Genomic DNA, 26,166 nt, shown 5'->3' on the forward strand with positions numbered 1-26,166 from the left:
CAAAGTAATTGCCGTTCAATATCTAGTTACAACTTTCCTTTTTTACTGTGTTGGCGGCGTTTTAGCTGATTTGGTGCGCACAGAATTACGGACACCAAGTTCAGATTTTGTTGACCCAGAAATATACAACGGTTTATTTACTCTGCATGCCACAATCATGATTTTTTTGTGGATTGTGCCCGCAGGTGCAGGTTTTGCTAATTTCTTGCTCCCTTTGATGATTGGGGCAAAGGATATGGCGTTCCCTCGTCTCAATGCCCTGGCATTTTGGATTATTCCCCCAGCAGGAATACTACTGATATCCAGCTTAATTGTGGGTGATGCTCCAGATGCTGGTTGGACTTCTTACCCACCCCTGAGCTTGGTAACAGGGGAAGTAGGGGAAGCAATTTGGATTATGAGTGTACTCCTGCTAGGTACATCCTCGATTTTGGGGGCGATTAATTTTCTCGTCACCCTTTTCAAGATGCGTACCCCCGGTATGACATTTAACAAAATGCCTTTATTTTGCTGGGCAATGTTGTCAACTTCCGCCCTGGCGTTAATTTCTACTCCAGTGTTAGCGGGGGCGCTAATTCTGCTATCTTTTGACTTGCTTGCTGGGACAGCATTTTTTAACCCCACTGGTGGAGGCGATCCCGTTATTTACCAGCATATGTTCTGGTTTTACTCCCATCCGGCAGTATACATTATGATTTTGCCCTTCTTTGGGGTAATTTCCTAGGTTATCCCCGTTCATTCCCGCAAACCAATATTTGGTTATCAAGCCATCGCTTATTCGAGNTCTATGGTCAAGTGATTGCTCGCCATCACGGAAAGCGCACCTGCGGACTTTGCACGTCAACTTTTGCTTCTTGCCTCTTGCCAATCCCATTGCGCTATTTTTGTAAAAAAGAAGGAGAGTGTGGGGAGAGCGGGAAGTGTCGGAAGTGTGGTAATTTTTGCCTAATTGTATGCATTGAGATGCACCCGGTAGATTCTTACCCATATTCCCTAACTGCGGTCATCTTGCCAATCTTACAACTGCTCAGATTAGGAAAGAAATTCCATGCTACTGGTGACATCACTCACAGATGCATCTTTGAATACTGCAATCAAATCACCCTCAAAAGACAAAGCTGTGCTACCGGGTAACCCATTATCAGCCTCTAGCACATCATATTGATCCGCTACACCATAGAGCTGAATCATGTCTTGAGAATCTAAGTCATAAATCTCTGCATAATCATTGTCACCCCCACCTTGGTAGAAAGCGCCATCATTATCTCCTAGGAGAAAAGTATCTGATCCACCTCCACCAACAAGAACATCAACTTCACCATTACCTCGGGAATCATTTCCAACTCCATTGAGGGTATCATCACCGGAACCTCCAATCAAAGAGTCATTGCCAGAGCCACCCTTAAGCATGTCATGGTCCCGGCCACCGTTGAGGAGATCATCACCCGAACCTCCGCTCAAATCGTTGTTACCAGAGCTAGTTTTTAGGGTATCATTGCCACTACCACCATCAAGACTGTCATTACCCGAAGCTCCAATCAAATAGTCATTACCAGAGGCACCCTCAAGGCTGTCATTTCCTTGGTCTCCTCTGAGGTAGTCATGGCCAAAGCCACCTTTGAGCGTGTCATTTCCCTTACCTCCTCTGAGAGTATCATCCTGATCACCACCGTCCATGATGTCATCACCTGAACCTCCGCTCAGAGTGTCCTGACCTAAACTACCTTCTAGGGTATCGTTGCCTACATCTCCCATCATCGAATCATTGCCAAGACCGCCAGAAAGGAAGTCATCTCCCTGACCACCTCTGAGAGTGTCATCATGATCCCCACCATCGAGAATGTCATTGCCCCAAGTTCCTTTGAGGGAGTCGTTACCGGAACCTCCCACAAGACTGTCATCCCCAGAATCTCCTGAAAGAGTGTCATCACCCGAGCCACCAATTAGTGTGTCATTATTGTGATGACCCCGAAGCTGATCATCACCATGACCGCCTTCAAGCCGGTTATCGTAACGGCCTCCCTTAATCGATTTGCTTTCCCAATCGTGGTTAAGGACTTCAATCGTGAAAATTTTATCGTAGCTTTCACCTGCGGAATCGGTGGTACGGATTTTGATCGGGTGACTAGAGTTGAGATCAAAGTCTAAGAGGTGGCCTTTTTTGACTTTTAGTTGATCTTCAACAATTTCAAAGCGACCCTGAGCATCATCTAATAACTTATAAGTATGGGTATCTCCCCAATCAACATCCTGAGTAGTCAGCTTAGCAATGGTAGTGCCATTGTCACTGAATTCCTTGACACTGTTGCCATCAAGGCTGATATCCGTTGGAGCACTATTCTGCTTTTCGGGGACTTCGATAGTGAACGTTTTATCGTAGCTTTTACCCTTGGGATCGATGGTGCTGATCTGGTTTTCGAGGACTTCGATAGTGAACGTTTCCTCGTAGCTTTTACCTCCGGAGTCGGTGGTGCGGATTTTGATATCATGACTAGAGTTTTTATCAAAGTCTATCAGGCTGCCATCTTTGACTTTTAGTTCATTGCCAACAATTTCAAAGCGACCTTCTGGATCATCGAATAACTTATAGGTATGGTGTTCTCCCCAATCAGGATCCTCAGTAGTCAGCCTAGCAACGGTAGTGCCATTGTTACTGAATTCTTTGACACTGTTGCCATCAAGGGTGATATCCGTTGGAGCATTATTCTGGTTTTCGACCTGAATCGTAAACTTTTTATCGTAGCTTTCACCCCCGGAGTCGGTGGTGCGGATTTTGATATCATGACTAGAGTTGACATCAAAGTTTAATAGGTGGCCTTTTTTGACTTGTAGTTGATTGCCATCAATTTTAAAGCGACCTTGAGCATCATGTACTAATTTATAAGTATGGGTATCTCCGGCATCCACATCACTAGTAGTCAGGGTACCAATAGTGATACCATGTTCACTTAATTCCTTGACACTGTTGCCATCAAGGCTGATATCGGTCGGAGCATGATTTTGGTTTTGGACTTGAATCGTAAACTTTTTATCGTAGCTTTCACCCCCGGAGTCGGTGGTGCGGATTTTGATATCATGACTAGAGTTTTTATCAAAGTCTAAGAGGCTGCCATTTTTGACTTTTAGTTCATTGCCAACAATTTCAAAGCGACCTTCTGGATCATCGAATAACTTATAGGTATGGTGATCTCCCCAATCAATATCATTAGTACTCAGGGTAGCAATGGTAGTGCCATTGTTACTGAATTCCTTGACACTGTTGCCATCAAGGGTGATATCCGTTGGAGCATGATTTTGGTTTTCGACCTGAATCGTAAAGGTTTTATCGTAGCTTTCACCCCCGGAGTCGGTGGTGCGGATTTTGATATCATGACTAGAGTTGACATCAAAGTCGATCAGGCTGCCATTTTTGACTTTTAGTTCATTGCCAACAATTTCAAAGCGACCTTCTGGATCATCGAATAACTCATAGGTATGGGTATCTTCCCCATCCACATCACTAGTAGTCAGCGTACCAATAGTGATACCATTGTTACTGAATTCATTGACACTGTGGCCATCAAGGGTGATATCGGTCGGAGCATGATTTTGGTTTTGGACTTGAATCGTAAACTTTTTATCGTAGCTTTCACCCCCGGAGTCGGTGGTGCGGATTTTGATATCATGACTAGAGTTGACATCAAAGTCTAAGAGGTGGCCTTTTTTGACTTGTAGTTGATTGCCATCAATTTTAAAGCGACCTTGAGCATCATGTACTAATTTATAAGTATGGCTATCTCCGGCATCCACATCACTAGTAGTCAGCGTACCAATAGTGATACCATTGTTACTGAATTCATTGACACTGTGGCCATCAAGGCTGATATCCGTCGGAGCATTATTCTGGTTTTGGACTTGAATCGTAAAGGTTTTATCGTAGCTTTCACCCCCGGAGTCGGTGGTGCGGATTTTGATATCATGACTAGAGTTGACATCAAAGTCTAAGAGGTGGCCTTTTTTGACTTGTAGTTGATTGCCATCAATTTTAAAGCGACCTTGAGCATCATGTACTAATTTATATGTATGGGTATCTCCGGCATCCACATCACTAGTAGTCAGCGTACCAATAGTGATACCATTTTCACTTAATTCCTTGACACTGTTGCCATCAAGGCTGATATCCGTCGGAGCAGTATTTTGGTTTTGGACTTGAATCGTAAAGGTTTTATCGTAGCTTTCACCCCCGGAGTCGGTGGTGCGGATTTTGATATCATGACTAGAGTTTTTATCAAAGTCTAAGAGGTGGCCTTTTTTGACTTGTAGTTGATTGCCATCAATTTTAAAGCGACCTTGAGCATCATGTACTAATTTATAAGTATGGGTATCTCCGGCATCCACATCATTAGTACTCAGGGTAGCAATGGTAGTACCATTGTTACTGAATTCATTGACACTGTTGCCATCAAGGCTGATATCCGTCGGAGCAGTGTTGGTAGGTTGAGGCTCCTTTTGAATATCCTGAACCTTGCTAATATTTGTTATTTTCTCCGGAACAATACTCTTTTCCCATACAGGTGGTGGACTCTCCTCCTCGAAGATAATGTTAAGGCGATTGCTTTCAGAGACTTTATAGTAGTCTTTGAGGGTAATCGAACTATCCCAGCCTAGATCAAGAATCAGGTCATCACCGCTTTGGATTTGAGTGACACTAGAGAAAGCATAATTGGAAAGATATAAATTATCTTGATTGTTCGAGCCTTCAATAATATCATCACCTGTGGAAATTCCAAATTCATAACCGCTAAAGATATTGGCCGCACTATTGGCAATGATGTAATCGTCACTGTTGGAGTTGATCAGATTGTGAAAAACTGTATCGAATGCGATCGCAGTCCCAAATTTAGACGTAACGTATTTCTTTCCGCTGTTATCGCTCCTAGCTTTATAAGAGCTACCATTGTAAGCGTTTTGGGTGGTTATAATACCCCCCTGATTCATATCAAAGTGGTAACCTGTATCCAAATCAGTCAGCTTTGAAAAGTCGAAGGTATTTATACCACCACTATCCCAGAGGGTTTGCTTAATTTCTTCGTCGGTTGAACCATAATCATCACTACCATCTGTGTAGTAATAAACGCTTTTAAAGGAGTAAGTAGTATCGTCGTCATTATACTCCCTAGCGCCATAGATAGACTGTAATGCTTGAATGTCGTAAGTCATTGGGGTAATCGCTCGTTTCCCAGCAAAGTTATACGACATTACTGTGTTGGTGGTATTGTCCTCATTAAAGGGCAAAAATGGACCGTAATCATGCTCCTCGTATTTATTAGGATGTTTTAACCCCAGAGCATGTCCTATCTCGTGAATCAGGGTCATGTAGCCATGATTCCCTGGGTCGTCAGCAAATCCGTTATGACCTGTGGTGTCGTATTTTGAGTTCAAATGCACATCCCCGGCCACATCCGACCTCCAGCGGAAGTTGGTATTAGATCCGTTAGGCAAATAGGCATAGGCATAGCCCGGACCATCAGATACCATGTAGCGCAATAGACCATAGTCTTTTGCTGTATCTACTACCTCATGGAAATCAACATCAAGGTATCTTTCCAGAGTTTCCAGGATGCTTCGGATATTGTCTTTGGTTTTTTCTGAGATTTCTGAAACCCCGGTTTCAGGTCCGTAATAAGGACCACTATTAGCATCGTTATAGAAGCTGTAGGTAATAGTATTAGTGTTCCACTGGTGATGAGCCAGAAGTGAATCAGTTGAGGAAGATGTGTCAGACATTGCTTTTAGTTAACTCTTACTGCTTGACAAAGCCTAGTTACGTGAATGATTTGGCCGTTGCGCTACGCGCAATTGTTAATAGTTGATGTTTAATTGCTTATTGCCAGTTGCCATTAATCGTAGCTATAACCCCATTTGATAACTGGTCAAAGGCACTTAATTTTATAGGAAACTTTGGTGATAAACCATATTTTTTTCCTAGTTAAAATCCCTAATATTAAATTAATCATGAACTATATATGTTTGCGTTCAAGGTTGATATGTGTATGTTTTTGTTTGTTTTTTGTTTATTTTTTACGGCTTATATGCAAAATTTTTCAAAAACGTCACTCCGGACAAAAATCAGTAATTTTGAAAAAATTCACATAAAGAAGTTTAGAGAGTATTTTAAGTATGAACGATGAAGGTTTATTTAAGAGTATGATTAGCAATTTAGCTACACAATCAGATAACTTGTTTATTTTATTTATGAACACTATGCCTTAGGTAAGAGCCAAAAATTAAAATCCAAAACTCAATAGGGAGAATAGCTCCAGCGTTTTATTGTCTACTAAAAAAAGACCTAATATATTTACATCTCATTTATAAAATTTATAAATAAAGCCTAGGAATAGGGATAAACTATCAAAATTTACCAGTTTACGTCGAAGTCCAATCCTAGTTATGTGAAGTTAGTATAAATTTCTAACAAATAGATAGAGGCTAAAATCAGTAATTTCTCTAGGTCACTGTTTATTGGTAATTATTTAGCATTTAGCTTAAGCTTTTTTTTGTGGGTGATGTCGCCATGATGCCCTTTTGTGCGATTGCTTTTGTTGCCAGCATTATGAATGGCTCATAGCTGGCAACCATAGCATCGGCTTAGTTGCGTAGGGTGCTTAGGGTGGCTTAAGGGCCTCACAGGGGTAGGTTTTTAACAAAGACGTGAGGTGTGGGGTGTAGGGGGTGGGGTGTAGGGTGTGGGTGATAAGAAAGCGATGCAGCGCTGCCTCCCCAAGACCGCGCTGCATCGCTTCTATTTTCCCCACACCCCAAACCCCACACCCGATACCCTGTCTATTTTTTAGCCTTGTTGTCACCCCCTCAGGTTGATCAAGCCTGCCTTTCAAACATAGAGTCTTTCATCTGTGCGTTCTGATTCCTCAAGCTTCCCCTCCCTAAGTTGTTGCTCAAGTCATTGAGTAGGGTTATCTTGGAACGGAATTGTACTCAGAGTATGAGTGTAATTATTTACTAAGGCTCATAATTGAAAGATGTTCAGACCCAAATTCTGGATCAAGATAGGTGTTGTCGAGCAGATAGGACAACTTTTTGCTAAATTTAGAACTAAATCTGCTCCTAACACGGTATTTACTACTGTATTTCTAGGTTTATCGTTAGTTTTAGTCGCCTGTGCCCCCAAAGGTGGAGAAACTAAAAGCAATACGGTTACTATCCTGGGAGTAATGACAGGGGAAGGGGAGCAAATCATGGAACAGATACTAGAACCCTTCACTAAAGAAACGGGTATCAAGGTGGTGTATGAAGCCAGTAGTGATTTCGCAACCCTCCTACCTGTGCGGGTGGAATCTGGTAATCCTCCCGATATTGCCATGTTCCCTCAACCGGGTTTGATGGCTGACTTTGCTAGGGAAGGTCAACTGGTTCCTCTGGATACCTTCATGGACAAATCCCAGTTATCTGCTGCTTACTCTCAAAACTGGCTAGATTTGGCAACTGTCGATAGTAAAGTATACGGGGTGTGGATTAGGGCGGCGGTCAAAAGCTTGGTTTGGTACAATCGAGCTGCGTTTAAGGCAGCTGGTTACAAAATCCCTACCACCTGGAATGAAATGATGGCACTGTCGGATCAGATTGTGGCAGATGGCAGTGTCCCTTGGTGCATCGGAATAGAAAGTGGTGCGGCTACAGGATGGGTTGGTACTGACTGGATTGAAGATATTATGTTGCGCATGGTTGGTGGGGAAGTCTATGACCAGTGGGTTGCTCACAAGATTCCCTTTAATCACCCAGCGGTTAAGAATGCTTTTGAGCAGTTTGGCAACATTGCCCTTAATCCTAAGTATGTGTTTGGTGGCACTGTTGGTATTATTAGCACTCCCTTTGGTGACGCAACTGCACCGTTATTTGATAATCCCCCAGGTTGCTATCTGCATCGCCAAGCTAGCTTTATCACTAGCTCCTTTCCTAAAGATGTAGCGCTAGGTAAGGATGTGAGTATGTTTCCGTTACCGGGTATTAAACAGGAATTGGGGGTGCCAGTGTTAGTATCTGGTATTGTGACTGCTATGTTTAAGGATACTCCAGAAGCACGGAAGTTGATGGAGTATCTCTCAACTGCCCAACCCCATACTATCTGGGCAAGTCAGGGAGATTATGTTTCACCCCATAAACAGGTTAGTTTGGATGCTTACCCCAATGACATTGTTAAACGTCAAGCAGAAATCTTAGCCAATGCGGATATTGTGCGCTTCGATGGTTCGGATATGATGCCAGGAGCTGTGGGAACTGGGACATTCTGGAGTGGCATTGTTGATTATATTGGTGGGACAGATGTGGATACAGTGCTGAAAACTATTGAGGACAGTTGGCCAGATTAAGTAGTCAGATTAACTATTAGGAATTATAGATTAGTGATTGTAAAAAAAATATTTAAAATCGCCTTATAATGTTACTTTAGCAGAATTGCCTGGGAAATCTGTAACTATAAGACACTGATATCAAATCAAGTTTATTAATCATCATATCGTCAAAAGTCCTGGTCTATTCTTTTCAGTTATTCGTCGCAATTTATTCAAAGGGACAATAGCGCCGTTGAGGCATTAATTACGATTAAATCTCTGATTACAATATTAGCAATTGCACTTCGCTCCGCTATAACGGCAATCCTTTGGGGTGTAAGCAGGCAGGATATAGTAGGATATCAGTGACTACTATAAATTTAGCGTTGCTGAATAGGGTTTGGATACTTTTGTATAGTTGGGTCTTCCACAATTGAGCAACACCGTAAATTTATGATTCTACCTTTAGGTCAAACTCAAGTTTGAAGAATAAATAAGCCATGAATACTAGTCAGATTGATAAATTTGTTTCCTATTGTAAACGTGAGCAGCCACAAAGTGAAGAAGATATCAGACGTTTTTTTCTAGGGGTGATTGGTTTCCCCTATGATACAGAACTTCTCTTACAGGCATATCTCTTTTTCAACATCAAGTCATTATTTCCAAACTGTAGTAAGCTCCTGTTGTTTGAAAAAGCCTTAATCCAAGACTATACAAATTTAGGTAAAGTTGATTTTGTTTATCTTAGTAAAAACAACGGTTTATTTTTAATTGAAACCAAATATATTGATACTGAAGCGACAGGAAAGCACGAAAGAACTAGAAGAAATAAGCATAGAAATAAGGTAGTGGAACAAGTCATTGATTGGAAAGAGCAATTTAGGGATTATTGGAAGCTATCAACTAACCAAATTAATTGTGGAGTATTTACAACGGATGCACAAGTAGGTGATCGTGCAAGAAGCACTGACATTATCGCTAAATCAATATCTATCTATGAACTGGAACGGTGGCAGAAAAATTATAAATTATATAACTTAGAGCATGGCAATAAACGGGATTTAGTGATTGAAAAATTTGTTTTATATTGTCAACGTAAACAGCCACAAATTGAAGAAAATCTGAGGCATTTTTTTAGAGGTTTTATTGATTTACCCTATAACAAGGAACTTCTCTTACAGGCATATCTATTTTTCAACATCAAGTCATTGTTTCCAAGCTGTAGTAAGCTCCTGATGTTTGAGCAAGCCATAATTAAAGACTATACAAATTTAGGAAAAGTTAATTTTGTTTATCTTAGTAAAAATAATGATTTAGTTTTAATCAAAACTAAATATATTAATACTGAAGCGACAGGAAAGCACGAAAGAAGTAAAAGAAATAAGCATAGAAATAAGGTAGTGGAACAAGTCATTGATTGTAAAGACAAATTGAGGAATTATTGGAAGCTATCAACTAACCAAATTAATTGTGGAGTATTTACAACGGATGCACAAGTAGGTGATCGGGCAAGAAGCACTGACATTATCGCTAAATCAATATCTATCTATGAACTGGAACGGTGGCAGAAAAATTATAAATTATATAACTTAGAGTATGGCAATAAACGAGATTCGGTGAGAGATATATATGAGGTGATAAAGTGAACAGGTGATCAGGTGATGAAGTGATGAGGCAATAAAGGATGGTATTGCTCAAAATTGTTACTTTCATTCTCGCCGTTGTTATAGGCTGTGGTGGGGTGATGGCTTTGTTATATGGCATGAATGGCTTGGTAAATCAGCTAGCCAATAAAACGCGATTGACTGAACGTCACGCTACGCGAAAGCATTTTATGGCTTGGGTATACTTAGCCCCTGCTTTAGCATTACTAACCGCTTACCTGATTCTCCCCACCCTCAATACTATCTATATCAGCTTCTTGGATAAGCGATCGCAAAATTTTGTGGGACTGGACAATTACATCTTTGCCTTTACCAACCCTAATATGGGAATCGCTTTTCGTAACAATGTCCTTTGGTTGGTATTGGTAACAGGATTTAGTGTAGGATTGGGTTTAATTATTGCGGTGCTGGTGGATCGGGTACGCTATGAACCTGTAGCCAAGTCTATAATCTTTATGCCAATGGCAATTTCCTTTGTGGGAGCTAGCGTGATTTGGCGATTTATCTATGCTTTTCGTCCAGCTGGCTCAGAACAAATTGGCTTACTCAATGGCATTATTACCAGTTTAGGATTTGAGCCTGTAGGTTGGTTAGTGGAGCGCGAACTTAATAATTATGCTCTGATTGTGATTATGATTTGGTTGCAGACAGGGTTTTGCTTGATTTTGCTCTCTGCTGCAATCAAAGGTATCCCCAAAGATATTATCGAAGCTGCACGGATAGATGGAGCTAGTGAGTGGCAAATCTTTTGGAAAATTACTATTCCGATGATACAAGGGACTATTGCTGTGGTTGTGACTACTGTAGTAATAGCGGTGCTGAAAGTTTTTGATATTGTCTGGGTGATGACCGGTGGTAATCAAAATACGGAAGTGATTGCGTCTCGTATGATTAAGGAAATGTTCAATTATCGGAACTTTGGACGAGGTAGTGCGATCGCAGTTATTTTATTACTAGTTATTATTCCAGTTATGATTAGCAATATCCGTCGGTTTCGAGAGCAGGAGAATAGCCGTTGATGCTCAAAACTAAATAAAGAAATTGACCAATTCCAGACATGACTTTAACCCACCTATGGCACCAAAACCGCTCTTTTTAGCAAAATCCCAACACCTACAGCAATTCTTCTGGAAAATCCCGATTCATCTGACCCTGATTATCATCTCGTTGATCTGGACTCTACCCACTGTTGGTTTGTTCATTAGTTCCCTGCGCTACCGAGATGATGTGCTCAAAACCGGTTGGTGGTCAGTCTTCCAACACCCTTTCAATTTCACCCAATACCACCTGGGTAACTATATTGATGTGATTACCTCCGAAGGGATGGGACAGGCATTTCTCAATAGTCTGGCTATCTCGATTCCCGCTACAGTCATTCCGATTGCGATCGCTACTTTTGCTGCCTATGGGTTTGCTTGGATGAAATTTCCTGGTCGCCAAGTATTGTTTATGGTAGTAGTTGGCTTGCTGGTAGTCCCGTTACAGATGACTCTGATTCCGGTATTGCGAGTCTACGGATATCTAGGACTTTCCGGTACATTATTAGGTATTTGGTTAGCGCACACAGGCTATGGTTTGCCCTTAGGAATTTATTTATTGCGTAATTATATTGCTAGTTTGCCTCAGGAGTTAATCGAAGCAGCCGCAGTGGATGGTGCCTCTCATCTGACCATCGTTACCCAGGTGATTGTACCTCTATCCATGCCTGCGATCGCATCATTTGCTGTGTTTCAATTTCTCTGGGTATGGAATGACTTGCTAGTTGCTTTAGTCTATCTCGGAGGTACACCAGACGTTGCTCCGCTAACGATCCGATTAACAAATATAGTAGGTTATCGTGGGCAGCAGTGGCATCTTCTTACCTCTGGTGCATTTGTCACCATGATTGTACCACTGATTGTGTTTTTTGTTCTACAGCGGTACTTTGTGCGGGGGATTTTAGCTGGTTCGGTTAAGGGTTGATACTTTTATATAAATTATTATACTCATGAGGTACAAATCTCTGGGTTTTAGGCAATAGGGAATAGGCAATAGATAAAACTAGGAAAGAGAACCGATATTTTTTTGGTGTTCTTATAAATCAGCATTGGGTTTCATGATATATTTTTTAATGCTCAAGTTTAACTTGATCAGATGCTACGGCACACCTGAAAAACTGGCAAAGCATGACTTTAGATGATTCTACTCCTAACACAAAAGCCCAACCCATAACTAAGCGTTTGGTATCCATCGATTTATTACGTGGGTTAGTTATGGTTTTAATGGCATTAGACCATGTAAGAATTTTTTTTTCTAATCCTGGTTTTCATCCGTTAGATATAAACCAATCAAACCTTCCTTTCTTTTTTACTAGATGGGTGACGCACTTATGTGCACCATCATTCATTTTTCTAGCAGGTATTGCTGCCTATCTTTCTCTAAAACGGAGGAACAGCCCAAAAGAACTATCTAAATTCCTTGTAATTCGTGGACTTTGGCTCATTGTCTTAGACTTAACAGTAATTAGTTGGGCATGGACATTTTATCCAGGTTTTTTTGGTATGGGAGTCTTATGGGCAATTGGCTGGTCTATGATTATTTTAGCTGCACTGATTCATCTTCCAATTAGAAGTATAGCCATAATTGGGATTATCCTGATAGCTGGACATAATTTATTGGATGGTATCCAGGCTGACAATTTTGGAAATTTGACTTGGCTTTGGTCGTTTCTTCATGAACGTAAAATGTTTATGCCATCCCCAGGAATTCGCTTTTTTATTGGTTATCCTATCATCCCTTGGGTTGGTGTAATGGCGATTGGCTATGCATTTGGAAAAGTAGTTAGTTTCGAGAAACATCAGCGTATACGTTGGTTGCGAAACTTGGGGTTTGGCTTAATTTTAAGTTTTCTTGTGATTCGAGGAATAAATTTTTACGGTGATCCCAAGCCTTGGTCATTTCAATCTAATTTTACTAAAACACTATTTTCATTTATTGATTGCCAGAAATATCCGCCTTCATTACTGTACTTATTAATCACTATTGGCCTAGCCTTGTTAATACTTTATGGATTTGAAATTAAAAGATTTCGATTTCTTAAGCCATTGATCAGGTTTGGAAGAGTTCCTTTATTCTTTTATATTATTCACCTTTGGGTAATCCATTTGGCTGCCATTGTATTATCGCTACCTAAGTATGGTATAAAAGCAGTAATTCTACCTTACTTAGATAAAAGTGCTATGCCAGAGAATTATGGTTATAGTCTCCCCCATGTTTATCTGATCTGGCTAATTATAATTATAATTCTTTATCCTATATGTCATTGGTTTGCTAATTTCAAAAGTCACCATAAGTATTGGTGGTTAAATTATTTGTAGCCTCAGGATTGATAACTTCTAATACCATGTTAATTTTAATTTGTCAATACTAATAAAAAGGCTTGCATAAACAAGAATCCAAAACGACTTCTGCCCGATTCCCGACTCCCGATTCCCGACTCCCGATCCCTGATTCCCTGCTCCCTGCCTAAATTTGAAAATAATCCTTGACCAATCGGTTTAGGTTGTGTTAGTCTTAATTCATGGTCATCAATCAAGCAGGTTTCCAATGACTCGTGGTCCCCAAAAGCAATTCGATCCTGAAGTCGCCTTAACCAAGGCTATGGAAGTGTTTTGGGCCCATGGCTATGAAGCTGCCAGCCTATCGGAGTTGCTGAAAACTATGGGGATTGGCAAAAAAAGCTTGTATGACACCTTTGGTAACAAGCAATCGCTATTCCTCAAAGCGTTAGAGCACTATGCTCAGACAACGATTCGGGACATGCGCGATCGCTTATCTGCAGATGGCTCGCCTTTGGGAAACCTGACCCAATTGCTTCTGGAATTCCAGGAGATGCACAGCCAACCAGGTAGCTGTGGCTGTATGCTCGGCACCAATATTGCCGATTTCAATACAGAGGATGAAGCAGTGGCCAAAGTCATGCGGGGGTATCTGCGGCAGGTAGAAGACATGTTCTGTACTACCCTTACCCGTGCCCAAGTTGCGGGGGAAGTCAATTCTACCGTGAATCCTCGGGATCTGGCTCGTTTACTGTTGTGTACAACACAGGGTATGGCGTTGCTGGGTCGGGTGATGAATGACGACACCACACTAGAGGGGACGGTGCAAGCGGCATTGTGCGTTCTGAAGGGTAACTAATTTTTTTTGGTCTAACTTAGACCGAATGGTCAATGTTTTGATATTTGATTTGAGGTATTAGTATGACACGTTTAGCTAATAAGACTGCAGTGATCACTGGTGGCTCTACCGGAATTGGTTTTGAAACCGCAAAGCAGTTTATTGCCCAAGGGGCACGGGTGATTATCACCGGACAAAACGAAACGCGACTGAATGCAGCAGCAGATGCTTTAGGTGAAAATGCTATCCCTGTTAAAGCTGATGTGCGATCGCTTGCGGATCTAGATCATCTAGCTGCCCAAGTAGAAGCGACTTTTGGCAAACTCGATATCCTATTTGCTAATGCTGGAATTGGTTACTTTGCTTCCATTGAACAGGTGGATGAAGCTTTCTACGATAACCAATTCGACATCAATGTCAAAGGAGTCTTTTTCACAGTTCAGAAATTAGTGGGCTTGTTGAATGAAGGAGCCAGCATTATTTTGAATGCGTCAGCGGTAAACGAGAAAGGAGTGCCGATGGGCAGCCTTTACTTTGCCACCAAAGCCGCTGTTCGCTCCTTTGCTCGTTCCCTAGCTGCTGAACTGGCTCCCCGCCAAATTCGCGTCAATGCCGTCAGCCCTGGTATCGTTCGCACTAACTTTGAGAGCAAACTCGGCCTGCCGGATGGCGCGTTTGAAGGCTTTATCGAAGCTGTGAAGGAAGCCGCGCCGCTCCATCGAGAAGGAACACCGGAGGAAATTGCCCAAGCGGTCGTTTTTCTGGCTAGCAACGAGTCTTCTTACGTGACGGCGGTTGACTTAGTTGTAGACGGTGGTTATATGAACGTTTAATAGTTTGGGGCGTTCTAAAGCGAAAGCGCCTTAGTGCGATGGTCTTTGGCCTTTGGGCCACGCTACGCGAATGGAGCCGCTACGCGAACGCCCTCTATTGATGAATTCCAACTTAAGTATAGCGCTGTCCGCAGCGCTATTACTGTAACATGAGCTTATTTTAGAGCGACATTATCAGTCTTGGAGAATTTTCGTGAAACAGAGTGGAGTGCGCAACGGATTTGCGCTGGGTGGGACTATTGCTTATGCTTGTGGATGCAATCCTCTTTTGGAGCGGCTTCGCTAACGCATTAACAGGGTGGATTGCGCAACGGATTTCTGTGGGTGGGATTGAGCGTACGCTTGCGGAGCTCGCCCTTTGAGCTAAAATGCAGACAAAAGAGAATTTGTAAAGAAAAATTTGATAGATTTACCCTGGCCAATTATTAGCGGAATCGGCCACTATAACAAGGAGGGGAAATTTTCTCACTTTTCGCACTTTGACTTTCATCACATAACCTAGAAAAAGATGGAAAACCCTCAAAGTAACATGGCTAATGAATCATTACCAACCGTAGAAGAAGACGCTCCATCCATTAGTGGTTTATACGAACTCGCCATCGGTGCAACAGCAGAGAATGAAGCAGCTCTGATTGAGTATTGGCAACAGTTTGGCTTTAGTGTAGGACAATCTGGTACTCTCAGTGCAACCCAAGCTAATCAGTTATATGGTGTCAATTCTAGTTTGCGTTCGCATCGCCTTCATAATCAAGTTACAGATAGAAGTTTGCTGCGGTTAATGGTGTGGGAGAAACCAGTTAACGAAGGATTAGGACTGACTCCTTTAAAAGCAGTGGGTAGCCGTTGGGGAACTAGTTTATCTTTAGATGTGTTTAATATTGCCAATCATGCAGAAGATGCGATGCTCCTTTGGAGCCGCTTCGCGAACGCTGCTGGCTTACCTGTATACTATGTTCCACCCCAGAGAAATTTAATTTATCGTCCCGATCCATTCCAGCCGTTTATACAAGCTAATCCCTGCGTACATGAAATGGTTCTGATCCAGCCGTTAACCCGACAAGTTTTTTTTGAGCGCCATGATTATACTCGCCCCAATTCCGGCATTGTCAATCCGGATTCTCACTTCAAAGCTTCGGAGTTCGTTCACGCGGGACTGATTGTTGACTGCGACCATGAAAAGTTAGATTTTTACGACCAAGTGCTTGGTTTGCGTCGTAGTACGAATAATTCTGAAAGTAAATATGTCGAAGCTTCTCGCCGCATCCTGGAGCTAAAAGGACCAGAAAATGGAGAACGGATGCTGAACTATTACTTTAATGCTCCTCTGACTTCTAGTACAGATAAAACCCAAGCTCGTTCGGGAAACTTTGAAGTTTTGCGGTTTGAAGGTACTTTAATAAACAAACTTGCTTACTCTCGTCCTGGCTCTTTAGGAGTTTGTTTATATACCATGAAGGTACGGGATATTGAGGAATATTACCAACGTGTTAGTACTAGCGAAGCCACCCAGGTAACACAGGTATATGAAAACGAATTTGGTGAAAAAAGTTTTTCATTTATTGCGCCTGATGGCTATTTTTGGACTTTATTGGAGGGATAAAAAATGGATTTAAAAGAGCAAAACTGGAAAAATTTCACGGCACACCTGCGGGATTGGCATGGGATTTGGACAAGGTATTCTCCTTCAGGAGAAGTAAAAGAATCATTTCAAAGTCTGAGAAGCTTTCAGAGCAATCCAGAGAAAACTGAAATTCATCAAGTAAATCGCTATATCTACGCTGAAGATAACTTCAAAGAAGAAAGTTGGGACTATAATCAGCAAGAAAATAATTTACCTGATGGCATATTTCACCCACAAGCTGATTCGATGAGAACTATTTGCTTTGAATCTGGTCATACTGCTTGGGTAACCAGACAATTAAAACCCGATTCGTATTTTGGTGTTGAATTATTTTTTAGGTACGAGGAATTACGACATAGTGTCGGGATTGTTTACGATAAACAAGGAGCTTTGTTCCGAACAGCGAATATTCGTGAAGATGCCAGGGGTTTTCCTAGTCAGTATTGGTCTAAAGAAATAGAACAGGTGCCCGAGAGAAATCTGAGTGATAATTGGCAAGGAAGCTCTGTTACCATGACCCCTGATTTAAATATTTCTGAGCCTGTAGCAACTCACTTAAACTGGGGTTTGGAAGGACATAACACATTCTTTTTACCTGATGGAGTTTCTATCAGTTGTCCAGATCAAGTAAGTGTTGGTACTCCCTGTACTCTCGCAGCAAATTGGCTGGTAACACCGTCAAAGTTGCAACAATTGAAGGTCAAGTATGACGAGTCTGGTGCTTTTGCTGCACTGACACTGGAACAGCTGCACCTTTGATGTCAAATTATGTCTAGTCTATAGAGCCTCCTAGTTAGAATCAGTTGCACCTTTCCCCTGTTTCGGTGTCTTCTTAATCCCAGCACCTATATAAATTTGCCATATATACCAAAATTATAGTATAATAGGAAGTTAACTCCTCACAAAAACTTGGTGTTCTCAATGGCAGACTTAACTGGCACTTGGCTCGGAACTTACTGGCAAGGGGGAGTACCCACCCGGTTTGAAGTGACTCTAGTTCAAAGCAAGAATACAATCACTGGCAATAGTTTGGACGACGGCTACTTAGGAGAAGCCCAGCTAAGTGGTGAGGTAATCGGACGGCGGATCCAATTTACTAAGCGATACCTCTCCAGCTCATCGACTCCAATCCAGTATATTGGTACCCTGGCTGAGTCAGAAGATTTCATCAATGGGCAGTGGATAATCGATCAATATAACACCGGTCCTTGGGAAGCTCGTCGTAGTGGCAATGACTTACTTGCAGACCTAAACACTCGTCTGAGTGAGCGGATGCCTGTGGCAGTGCCATAACCCAGAAAAGGGGAGTTACTATATCCTGGATAGTAGAGCTATGGTGGAAGGTCTCAGATAAGGAAAATGTGATGCTATCAGGTTGGCGAGTTGGCTCTCTATTCGGAATCCCACTGTTTTTAGACCCATCGTGGTTTTTCATCTTGCTATTGGTAACGATGATTAATGCGCGAGAGTTCGACTCTAGCCTAGGGTCGATTTTGGCTTGGGTAGCTGGATTGGCGATGGCACTGTTGTTATTTAGTTCTGTACTCTTACATGAATTAGGTCACAGTCTAGCTGCCCTCTCCCAAGGCATCAAAGTTAATTCGATTACCCTATTTATATTTGGCGGGATTGCGTCGATCGACCGAGAATCGAAGACTCCAGCAGAAGCCTTTCAAGTAGCGATCGCAGGACCATTAGTAAGTTTCATCCTCTTTGGTCTGTTTTATGTCCTAACTCTGACATTACCCACTTCGGCTTGGGCATATACCATCGCCAATGAGATAGCTAGAATCAACCTAGTTTTGGCATTATTTAACCTAATTCCTGGTCTACCCTTAGATGGTGGACAAGTGTTGAAAGCAGCAGTCTGGAAACTAACTGGGGATCTGTTTACAGGTGTCCGTTGGGCTGCCAGAACGGGTAAGGGGTTTGGGCTTGTAGCCCTATCCTTGGGATTAGGAATGACTCTGCTGACGGGTACCTTGGCATTCATTTGGCCAACTCTGATTGGCTGGTTTATTTTTCGCAATGCCAGTGCCTATGACCAGCTAACCACCTTGCAAGAAGTTTTACTTAAGCTGATGGCATCTAATGCCATGACCCGTGACTTTCGGGTAGTGGAAGCCAACCAGACGTTACGTTCTTTTGCGGATGAGTATATCTTAACCGATAGGCAAAACCCAATGCCCTACTACGCTGCAGCTAATGGACGCTATCGTGGGCTAGTGAAAATTGATGATTTAAATTTTGTCGAGCGTAGTCGTTGGGACACTGAGACGTTGGAAACTATAGTGCGCCCTTTATCAGAAATTCCCACAGTGGAGGAGACCACACCTTTGGTGGAGGTGATTAATAGGTTAGAGGAGCTTAACCTTAAGCGTCTGAGCGTACTTTCTCCCGCAGGAGCTGTGGCGGGTGTAATTGACCGGGGTGATATAGTTAGAGCTGTTGCTAGAAAGCTAAATTTGTCTATCCCACCGGCTGCTATCGAGCGCATCAAAGCTGAAGGGGTTTATCCTCCTGGGTTTCAGCTGGTAGAAATTGCTAAAACCCTCCGTTCGCTAACAAACACTTGAAGATATCACAGGAGAACTGCTTGTAATCGTTGCAATGTACGAGTATTCTCCTCAGGAGAGCCCAGGGTGATCCGCAATCCTCCTCCAGTATGACGTATTAGGGTGCCTTGATCTTTCATGGCCTGAGTTACCTGATTCAGGTCTTTGCTAGTAGACTCGTTGCCGGATTGTGCTAGACGCAGATAGATGAAGTTGGCAGCACTTGGCCAAACTTGTAAGGCTGGATGTTGTGATAAGGCTTTTAGTAACTTATCTCGCTCGGCGATAATCTCGGGAATTGATGCTAGCAGAGTTTGTCTGTGATTGAGAGCGAGTATGGCAGCAGCTTGGGAAAAGCTGGGTAAGTTGTAGGGTAAGCGAATTTTTTCGAGAGCAGCAATTAGTTCTGGGTCAGCGATGCTATAACCAACACGATGAGTGGCTAAACGAAATGCTTTGGAAAATGTCCTTAATATTACCCAGTTGGGATGCTCCGCTAATTCTTGGACTACTGAGGCTTGGCTGAATTCAAAGTAGGCTTCATCAATAACTACTAAAATGTTCTTTGGTAGACCACGCAACCACTCTAATTCCTGGAGAGTCAAGGGGTTGGCAGTAGGAGAGTTAGGATGAACTACAAATACTACTCGTATTGGTGGTCGTTGGGTCGAGGTTTCTGTTACGGTCTGTTCAATTGCTGCTTGGGCATCGTCGATCTTGATTTCAAAGTTTTCTTCCCGACGCCCCACACTCACTACTGGTATTCCTAAGGTCTGTGCCAGTATGGAATACATCGAGAAGGTGGGATTAGCGATTAGGATTGAGCCTTCTCCTCCTAAGCAGGTGGCCATCAAAATAGAACGAATTAGTTCATCGGAACCGTTGCCTACGGAGATCTGGTTTGGTGTTACTCGGTCGTCTAGGGTAGCAGATTCGTTAACGTATTCTGCGATCGCATTTTTGAGTTTCCCATGTCCGCCATCGGGATATCGATTAGCTTCAATCAGCTGTTGATAACTCCAAGCCAACTTTTCCTTTAACTCTTCTGGTAAGTCAAAGGGGGATTCATTGCTATCCAGGCGATCCAGGGGAACAGTTGATTCTGGTGTTTTCCCTGGATCGCCCCCAGGATGAGGTGTGTAGGCGGTTAATTCGGATAGATCAGAGCGGATGAATTGTAGCATTATCAGTTCTGTGTTGTCGGTTTGCCTTTATCCCTTTTACCCTATTCTTGGTCAACAGGTGGATAGTGTATTTTTAGAAATGCTTTAGCCTCAGCCTGATCCTGAATTACCCTGTCTAGGGTTGCGTCTAAGAGTGCATCCAGAATTTCCCGATAGTGTGCTCCTGGCTTATAGCCTAACTTTCTGAGGTCATTGCCATCCAGTGCAGGTTTGACATTCCTCCAAGTGGTGAGATACTGCCAAATGTTACGTCGGATCGCTCTAGGACTATGCACCCCAATCAATACTAAGGTAGGTAATTTATACTGGCGCAACATGTGGACCATTTGACTCTTGAGCTGGCATTTTGGTAGAGATTCTAGGATATCGGCTTTCCATCCCTCAAGTTTTTGAAGACGCTCAACACTGTCTACGGGCAACTGTAGATTCTTGGCGACCTTAACCCCTTCGTCTGGTGCTAGATCAGCAATTAATACTTCCAAACGCATCTGCCAGTGCCTTAAGGTTTGCTCGGGGTCAAATCTCTGTAGCCAGCGCCCAAGCAAACGCACTCGCCACCATAATGGTTTATCTAGGGTTAGGGTAGGATGAAGACACTGCAACGCTCCCAATGAGGACAATAACTGCAATGCTGGTTGCCAGTAGGGGGCTTGCAACATATAGTTAAGTTCGGCTTTAAGTCTGGTTTGGAGTGCTGGTACTTTGGCGTTTTCGGCTAGGGTGCGCTGATATACCCCACTTTCAATGGCATAGTGGATATACTCCTTGGTTTGGGGTTCAATTTCAAATCCCAATCGCACCGCAAACCTTACCGCTCGATAGATTCGGGTTGGGTCTTCAATAAAGCTATTGGCGTGTAGGACTCGAATTTTATGCGATCGCAAATCTAACATACCCCCAAAGAAGTCCAACAGGGGCAATTGAGATTGGGGATTAACCTTTGTTAGCCTTGCTGCCATGGCGTTGATGGTAAAATCTCGGCGGTAAAGGTCTTGACGAATGGAACTCGCTTCGACTTCAGGATTAGCGGCGGGATAAGGATAGAACTCGGTACGAGCAGTAGCAATATCTACACAAAGGGAGCCCAATGTCGGGTCATTATGCCATAGCAAGGCTGCGGTTTGAAAAGACCCATGTACTTCCAAGCGCACGTTACTGTAAATTTTCCGGAGTTCCTTGGCCAGGGTGACTCCTGCGATCGCATCCGCTGAGCGGTGAAAGCCATCCACGACCAAGTCTATATCATTTAGGAGTAGTGTTTTTTTCCCATCCGCTAGTAACAAGTCTCTGACAGCTCCCCCAACTAGGTAGAGATGCCAACCCCGCTCCTGAGCTTTCTCGGCAGCTATGGTCAGAAGTTCCCACAGGCTCGAAGCCAAAAGAGGTTTGATGTTAGCCGGTTTCAGGTTGGCCGGTTTCAGGGTTGATCCGTCCACCTTAGACAACGGCTTTTCATTCAACTCTTCCTGAAACAGTTGCCGCAATACATCAGTCCGGGTCACAATCCCCATTAGTTGCCCATCCTCTAGAACGGGTAAACGCCCAATATCGTAAGTAACCATCAAGGACTGAATGTCTGCCATTGAGGTTTCCGGAGTAATGGTCTTAACATCCTTCGTCATGTAGCCCTTGACTGGGGCATGACCAAAACCGTGGTGCAAGGCTAAATCTAGGTCTCGTCGGGAGATAATTCCCACCAGCTGGTCAATTTGATCTACTACCGAAAGCCCTGAATGACCATAGCGCAACAAAATTCTCTGGGCTTCGTTAATCTTGGTATTGGGGCGAATAGTGCGCACTGGGGAGGACATTAAATCCCGAGCCGTCAGAGGTTGGGGAATTTGGTCTTTTAGTTGGTTGACCAGCTGCTCTAGAATTTTCTGGGCATCACAGTCTCGTAAGGTAACCGCAGCGGCTTGGGAATGTCCACCTCCTCCTAGGGGTTGCAACAACTGGTTCAAATCCGTCCCCTCAATTCGCGTCCGCCCAATTATAGTGAGCTTAGTTTGAGGTAAAGGTCCTTCGCGTAGCGTGGCCTTTTGGCCAAGGTTAGAAGGTTTACAGTTAGTCTGAGTTTGACTTTCAAGGTTATTTTCTGCCTTTGGTTGTATTTTTGAATTTTGCCGGTTATAATAACTCCCAGAACCTTCAACCGTTAAACCGCCAACCGGAAACGGTGAATAACCTTCAACCTGAAACCTTGCAATTGGTAAATCTGCCGGTTGTGGGGTTTCTACTTTTGATTTTAGTTTATACTCAGCCCCCAAAAGCAGGGCATCGCTTTCAGTTAATTCTAGTAAGCGTGATGCCAAACTCGATAAGCCAGCCACATGGCCAGGAGTGTTTAGAAATACCCAAGAAATGGTGTAACCCAAGTGGGTTTGTCGCTGCAGAAGGTCTAGAGATTGCTTAAATAATTTTTCCAATTGAGGAGATAGCCCTGGATCAACATACTGAGCTATCTGACGCAGATTAGCTCCTTGCTCCATTAACCAGGTCAAAGCAGCCCCATCTCTCGCTGTTGTCTGGTCAAAGGTCAGGGAACCTGTATCGAGATGGATTCCCAATGCCATCACCGTGGCTTCAGCAGTAGTTAACTCGATTTGGGATTGCTGTAGTTGCTCCACAATTAAGGTAGTGGTTGCTCCCACAGGTTCAATCTGTGTATAGGTAGCGGGGATATCAGTTTCGGGTACGGGATGATGGTCGTAAATTTCAATGGCGTTTAACTGTGGTAAGTCTAACCACTCAGCTGCTTTCCCTAAGCGGACGCGTTTTTGAGTATCTACGATAATTATGGAATTAATCTGAGCCAATTGTACAGAGCGGCGCTCGATCAGGGCATACTCATCCCGATGCAGTGCCAAAAAATCTCTTACAGCCGGATGAGTTCCCCCAGTTAGTACAGCTTTTGCTCCTGGCTTGAGGCGAGTCAGTCCTACAGCTGCTCCTAGGGCATCAAAGTCAGCGGTGGTATGACACAAAATCAGATCCATAATTAGCGTACCCTATCTCACCCATTACAGCTAAACATCAATTTCATCTCCCCATATTCCCCTCCTGGGAGGGGTTAGGGGTGGGTTTCCATCACCCCATCTCTCCATCTCTCACTATTTACCTATTTACACTATTAACCTATTAATAGTTTAGACTTTTTGAACCTTTTATCCCCTCTCCTCACACTCCCCGCGCCCCCGCCCCACACTCATCACCTGCATCGGAAAGTTCAAACAGCATTGATTGCCACAAATTTTGGCAGAAAGGGTAAAACCATCTGGTAAAATCTATAATGCTTAGCTAGGCATTAGCCTGTTTTAAACAAGTTTTAGGGATGCAGCGCCGCCTTGGGGATCCCACCGATGAGCGACTGCATCAAAATACAGAAGTTTAGCGTCAAGGTATCAGCACAGAAAATGACTATTATATTCCAACTATTACTCACTGCCCTAGTTCTAGTGTCATTTGTCTTGGTAGTCGGTGTACCAGTAGCTTATGCGACACCTCAGAACTGGGAGCAATCAAAACGCTTGCTTTGGCTTGGTTCAGGGGTGTGGGTGCTTTTAGTGCTTCTAGTCGGTGCCCTCAACTTTTTGGTGGTTTAGGTTATAATCTCCGTCAGTTAGACTCAAATTATTACTTTAAACAACCTTTACAGCGATAGTCATGGCAGTTTTCGAGGGAAATTTAACATCATCTACCTCCCTGAGGTTTGCGATTATCATTGGTCGCTTTAATGACCTAGTGACAGTTAAACTCTTAGACGGGTGTAAAGATTGCTTAAAACGCCATGGCATTGATCCCAATCCCCAAGGTACTCAAGTTGACTATATTTGGGTACCGGGTAGCTTTGAAATTTCATTGATGGCTCGCCAAGCTGCTCTTAGCGGTCGTTATGATGCAGTGATTTGCTTGGGATCCGTGATTCGGGGTCAAACTCCCCATTTTGATTATGTCGCTGCTGAAGTAGCCAAGGGCATTGCTGCCACCGGTTTTCAAACCGGGGTACCTGTTATTTTTGGTATCCTAACTGTAGATACTATGCAGCAAGCTCTAGAACGGGCGGGAATCAAGAGCAATAAAGGTTGGGAATATGCCATGAATGCCATAGAAATGGCTAACCTGATCCGAAGTTTTCGGGGTCAAGAGTCAATATTAGGCTATGAAGAGTCTGAGCAGGGAACTTTGGGCCAACAAACTCTACCATTCTCTACAAATTGGACAATTGCTTCAGAATCTGAACCTGATTCCTAAGATATGAGTTAATCTTGGGACATTTTCCTAATTTTCTTGAATCTAAAAGCTCAGTAGAAGGGGTTGACAAATTTTGTCTTATCTGGCATACTATAAAGAGATAAGTTGAGTTGCGGGTATAGCTCAGTGGTAGAGCGTCACCTTGCCAAGGTGAATGTCGCGCGTTCGAATCGCGTTACCCGCTTACGAATAGTCCATAAACCTGTCAGACCTGAAGTAAGGTAACCTTGGTTATGCTGCCTTCAGCTCAAGTATCCAACTTGATGCAAACCTTAGCAGTGTCCATCAATAACCTTAAAGAATAAGCTTATATAATATATTGGGACACGATACGCTATTAGCGTGTTCTAATATTTAGATCAATCATGCAGCACTACCAATTAAAGGTTTTTTGATAAACCTAAGCAGATGTCTTTTGGTTTTTAATAACGCTTGTGCAATCTCAAAAGGGTCAAAAGATTGACATAAACTCTGAGTATCCCTGCCCTTGTCGGCGTCGGGGTCATTTAGTGCCAATTACACTGACAGAAGCCCTTGGCTGCAATCGCTGTCAGCAAATTTTTGTGGTAGACGAAAGTGGTTATGTGATGGAGCAACTATCCACCCACTACCCCTATAAAAAAGCTTGGCGTTGGACAGGACATCGTTGGTCTACAATCCATGGTAGTCTTGGTGAAAGCTACTTACCTGTAGCCTTGGGTATTGTCTTAGTTCTGCTGATTGTCTGGTTGCCTTTGGCACTTCACTCCCAAAAAGGGCCAGGTATCATAGTCTGGGCATTACTGGCAGTACTCCTAGCAGTACTTCCGGCTATGATGGTTTGGCTAGCTTACCGGCGTTAACTAACAATGAACACAGACTCTGGGAGCAAGGCCTCGAAGTTACATGATTTAATGGCCAGTGTCCACCATGCTTCTTGGACATTGGCAAACACCAAGGGAGAAGAGCGCTCTCGTGGCATCGAGGCTATGGCTCAAGGAATGCGAAACTCCTTTGATGATATTTTGGAAGCTAACACCCTAGATCTGGAAACCAGTAGGGACATGGCAGTGCCAGATCTAATTTTGGACTGGCTGAAGCTAACACCAGAAAGGCTACAGATGGCGATCGCAATCCTGGAAAGGATTGGAAAGTCATCTGATCCAATCCGGCGGGTGATGAACGCCTCTTACCAAACTGACCAATCTCAGACCTACTGTCAGCTAATGCCGTTGGGAGTGATTGCTCTAATTTATGAGGCATTCCCTGAACTAGGTGCAATTGCTGCAGGCTTTTGTGTCAAAACGGGTAACTCCCTGATTCTCAAAGGCAGTAGCGAAGCTAGTCAGTCTAACCAGGTGATTGCTCAAGCGTTGCAAAATGCTTTGGATGAGGTCGGTTTGCCAACGGGATGTTTGGAACTATTGCCCTCTGGACAGGGAGCTTCGATTCGGGATTTGGTCACTCAAAATCCATACCTGAATTTGGTAATTCCCCACGGACGACCAACCCTACTCAAGCAGGTGATCCAGCAATCAACGGCACCGGTTTTGCAATCAGCCATCGGTAACTGCTACCTTTACTGGTCTGCTAATGA

19 protein-coding genes, 1 tRNA gene and 1 pseudogene are annotated in these 26,166 nt (G+C 43.2%); 17 read left to right on the plus strand and 4 right to left on the minus strand.

Translation table 11 applies throughout. The features are described from left to right. A pseudogene (locus F6K52_RS03870) lies at window positions 1–721 on the plus strand (cbb3-type cytochrome c oxidase subunit I); the annotation flags it as partial. 311 nt (window positions 722–1,032) lie between these two features. On the opposite strand, the gene F6K52_RS03875 reads toward F6K52_RS03870, so the two are convergent. Further along, window positions 1,033–5,766, minus strand: coding sequence for a hypothetical protein (locus F6K52_RS03875; protein WP_293074297.1), 4,734 nt, complete (start codon window positions 5,764–5,766; stop codon window positions 1,033–1,035). An 878-nt stretch (window positions 5,767–6,644) separates the two neighbouring features. Continuing rightward, entirely contained in the window at window positions 6,645–6,776 is a 132-nt protein-coding gene (locus F6K52_RS03880) for a hypothetical protein (RefSeq protein ID WP_293074300.1), read from the minus strand. Window positions 6,777–7,019: 243 nt separating this feature from the next. Between F6K52_RS03880 and F6K52_RS03885 the strand changes: the two genes are divergently transcribed. From F6K52_RS03885 to F6K52_RS03935, 11 genes are all read left to right on the plus strand, one after another. Beyond that, complete coding sequence (locus F6K52_RS03885) at window positions 7,020–8,366, plus strand: ABC transporter substrate-binding protein (protein WP_293074303.1); 1,347 nt, start codon at window positions 7,020–7,022, stop codon at window positions 8,364–8,366. A 461-nt stretch (window positions 8,367–8,827) separates the two neighbouring features. Next, window positions 8,828–9,973, plus strand: coding sequence for a hypothetical protein (locus F6K52_RS03890; protein ID WP_293074306.1), 1,146 nt, complete (start codon window positions 8,828–8,830; stop codon window positions 9,971–9,973). A gap of 38 nt (window positions 9,974–10,011) precedes the next feature. After that, window positions 10,012–11,010: a sugar ABC transporter permease gene (locus tag F6K52_RS03895; protein WP_293074309.1), complete on the plus strand. Its 999-nt coding sequence runs from the start codon at window positions 10,012–10,014 to the stop codon at window positions 11,008–11,010. Window positions 11,011–11,032: 22 nt separating this feature from the next. Continuing rightward, the gene (locus F6K52_RS03900) at window positions 11,033–11,953 is read left to right on the plus strand and encodes a carbohydrate ABC transporter permease (RefSeq protein WP_293074312.1); all 921 of its coding nucleotides are present in this window, start codon (window positions 11,033–11,035) and stop codon (window positions 11,951–11,953) included. Between the two features lie 203 nt (window positions 11,954–12,156). Further along, window positions 12,157–13,347 carry a heparan-alpha-glucosaminide N-acetyltransferase domain-containing protein gene (locus tag F6K52_RS03905; protein WP_293074315.1) on the plus strand — a complete coding sequence of 397 codons (1,191 nt, stop codon included), beginning with the start codon at window positions 12,157–12,159 and terminating at the stop codon, window positions 13,345–13,347. Between the two features lie 229 nt (window positions 13,348–13,576). Continuing rightward, window positions 13,577–14,167 (plus strand): TetR/AcrR family transcriptional regulator, encoded by a 591-nt coding sequence (locus tag F6K52_RS03910; protein ID WP_293074318.1) that lies wholly within the window; start codon window positions 13,577–13,579, stop codon window positions 14,165–14,167. Between the two features lie 62 nt (window positions 14,168–14,229). Continuing rightward, window positions 14,230–14,979, plus strand: a complete 750-nt coding sequence (locus F6K52_RS03915; RefSeq protein ID WP_293074320.1) for an SDR family oxidoreductase — start codon at window positions 14,230–14,232, stop codon at window positions 14,977–14,979. 508 nt (window positions 14,980–15,487) lie between these two features. Next, window positions 15,488–16,579: a hypothetical protein gene (locus F6K52_RS03920; protein ID WP_293074323.1), complete on the plus strand. Its 1,092-nt coding sequence runs from the start codon at window positions 15,488–15,490 to the stop codon at window positions 16,577–16,579. Window positions 16,580–16,582: 3 nt separating this feature from the next. Continuing rightward, a complete protein-coding gene (locus F6K52_RS03925) occupies window positions 16,583–17,359 on the plus strand; it encodes a DUF3598 family protein (RefSeq protein ID WP_293074326.1) in 777 nt (258 codons plus the stop codon). A 162-nt stretch (window positions 17,360–17,521) separates the two neighbouring features. After that, window positions 17,522–17,893 carry a hypothetical protein gene (locus F6K52_RS03930; protein ID WP_293074330.1) on the plus strand — a complete coding sequence of 124 codons (372 nt, stop codon included), beginning with the start codon at window positions 17,522–17,524 and terminating at the stop codon, window positions 17,891–17,893. A gap of 71 nt (window positions 17,894–17,964) precedes the next feature. Continuing rightward, a complete protein-coding gene (locus tag F6K52_RS03935) occupies window positions 17,965–19,176 on the plus strand; it encodes a site-2 protease family protein (RefSeq protein WP_293074333.1) in 1,212 nt (403 codons plus the stop codon). Between the two features lie 5 nt (window positions 19,177–19,181). On the opposite strand, the gene F6K52_RS03940 is transcribed toward F6K52_RS03935, so the two are convergent. Both F6K52_RS03940 and F6K52_RS03945 read right to left on the minus strand, forming a co-directional pair. Then, window positions 19,182–20,339, minus strand: coding sequence for a histidinol-phosphate transaminase (locus F6K52_RS03940; protein WP_293074336.1), 1,158 nt, complete (start codon window positions 20,337–20,339; stop codon window positions 19,182–19,184). A gap of 41 nt (window positions 20,340–20,380) precedes the next feature. Beyond that, complete coding sequence (locus tag F6K52_RS03945; protein WP_293074339.1) at window positions 20,381–23,335, minus strand: CBS domain-containing protein; 2,955 nt, start codon at window positions 23,333–23,335, stop codon at window positions 20,381–20,383. 417 nt (window positions 23,336–23,752) lie between these two features. Here F6K52_RS03945 and psbZ point away from each other — a divergent pair, with 417 nt between their 5' ends. The 5 genes from psbZ to F6K52_RS03970 form a co-directional block, all read left to right on the plus strand. Next, a complete protein-coding gene (gene psbZ / locus F6K52_RS03950; RefSeq protein WP_293074352.1) occupies window positions 23,753–23,941 on the plus strand; it encodes a photosystem II reaction center protein PsbZ in 189 nt (62 codons plus the stop codon). 61 nt (window positions 23,942–24,002) lie between these two features. Continuing rightward, the gene (ribH, locus tag F6K52_RS03955; protein ID WP_293074342.1) at window positions 24,003–24,590 is read left to right on the plus strand and encodes a 6,7-dimethyl-8-ribityllumazine synthase; all 588 of its coding nucleotides are present in this window, start codon (window positions 24,003–24,005) and stop codon (window positions 24,588–24,590) included. 112 nt (window positions 24,591–24,702) lie between these two features. Beyond that, window positions 24,703–24,774, plus strand: a tRNA-Gly gene (locus F6K52_RS03960). Between the two features lie 250 nt (window positions 24,775–25,024). Beyond that, the gene (locus F6K52_RS03965; protein ID WP_293074346.1) at window positions 25,025–25,432 is read left to right on the plus strand and encodes a hypothetical protein; all 408 of its coding nucleotides are present in this window, start codon (window positions 25,025–25,027) and stop codon (window positions 25,430–25,432) included. Window positions 25,433–25,483: 51 nt separating this feature from the next. Next, a partial coding sequence (locus tag F6K52_RS03970) for an aldehyde dehydrogenase family protein (protein WP_364415933.1) occupies window positions 25,484–26,166 on the plus strand: 683 nt, incomplete at its 3' end.

The sequence above is a fragment of the Moorena sp. SIO3H5 genome (assembly GCF_010692395.1).
GTDB lineage: Bacteria > Cyanobacteriota > Cyanobacteriia > Cyanobacteriales > Coleofasciculaceae > Moorena.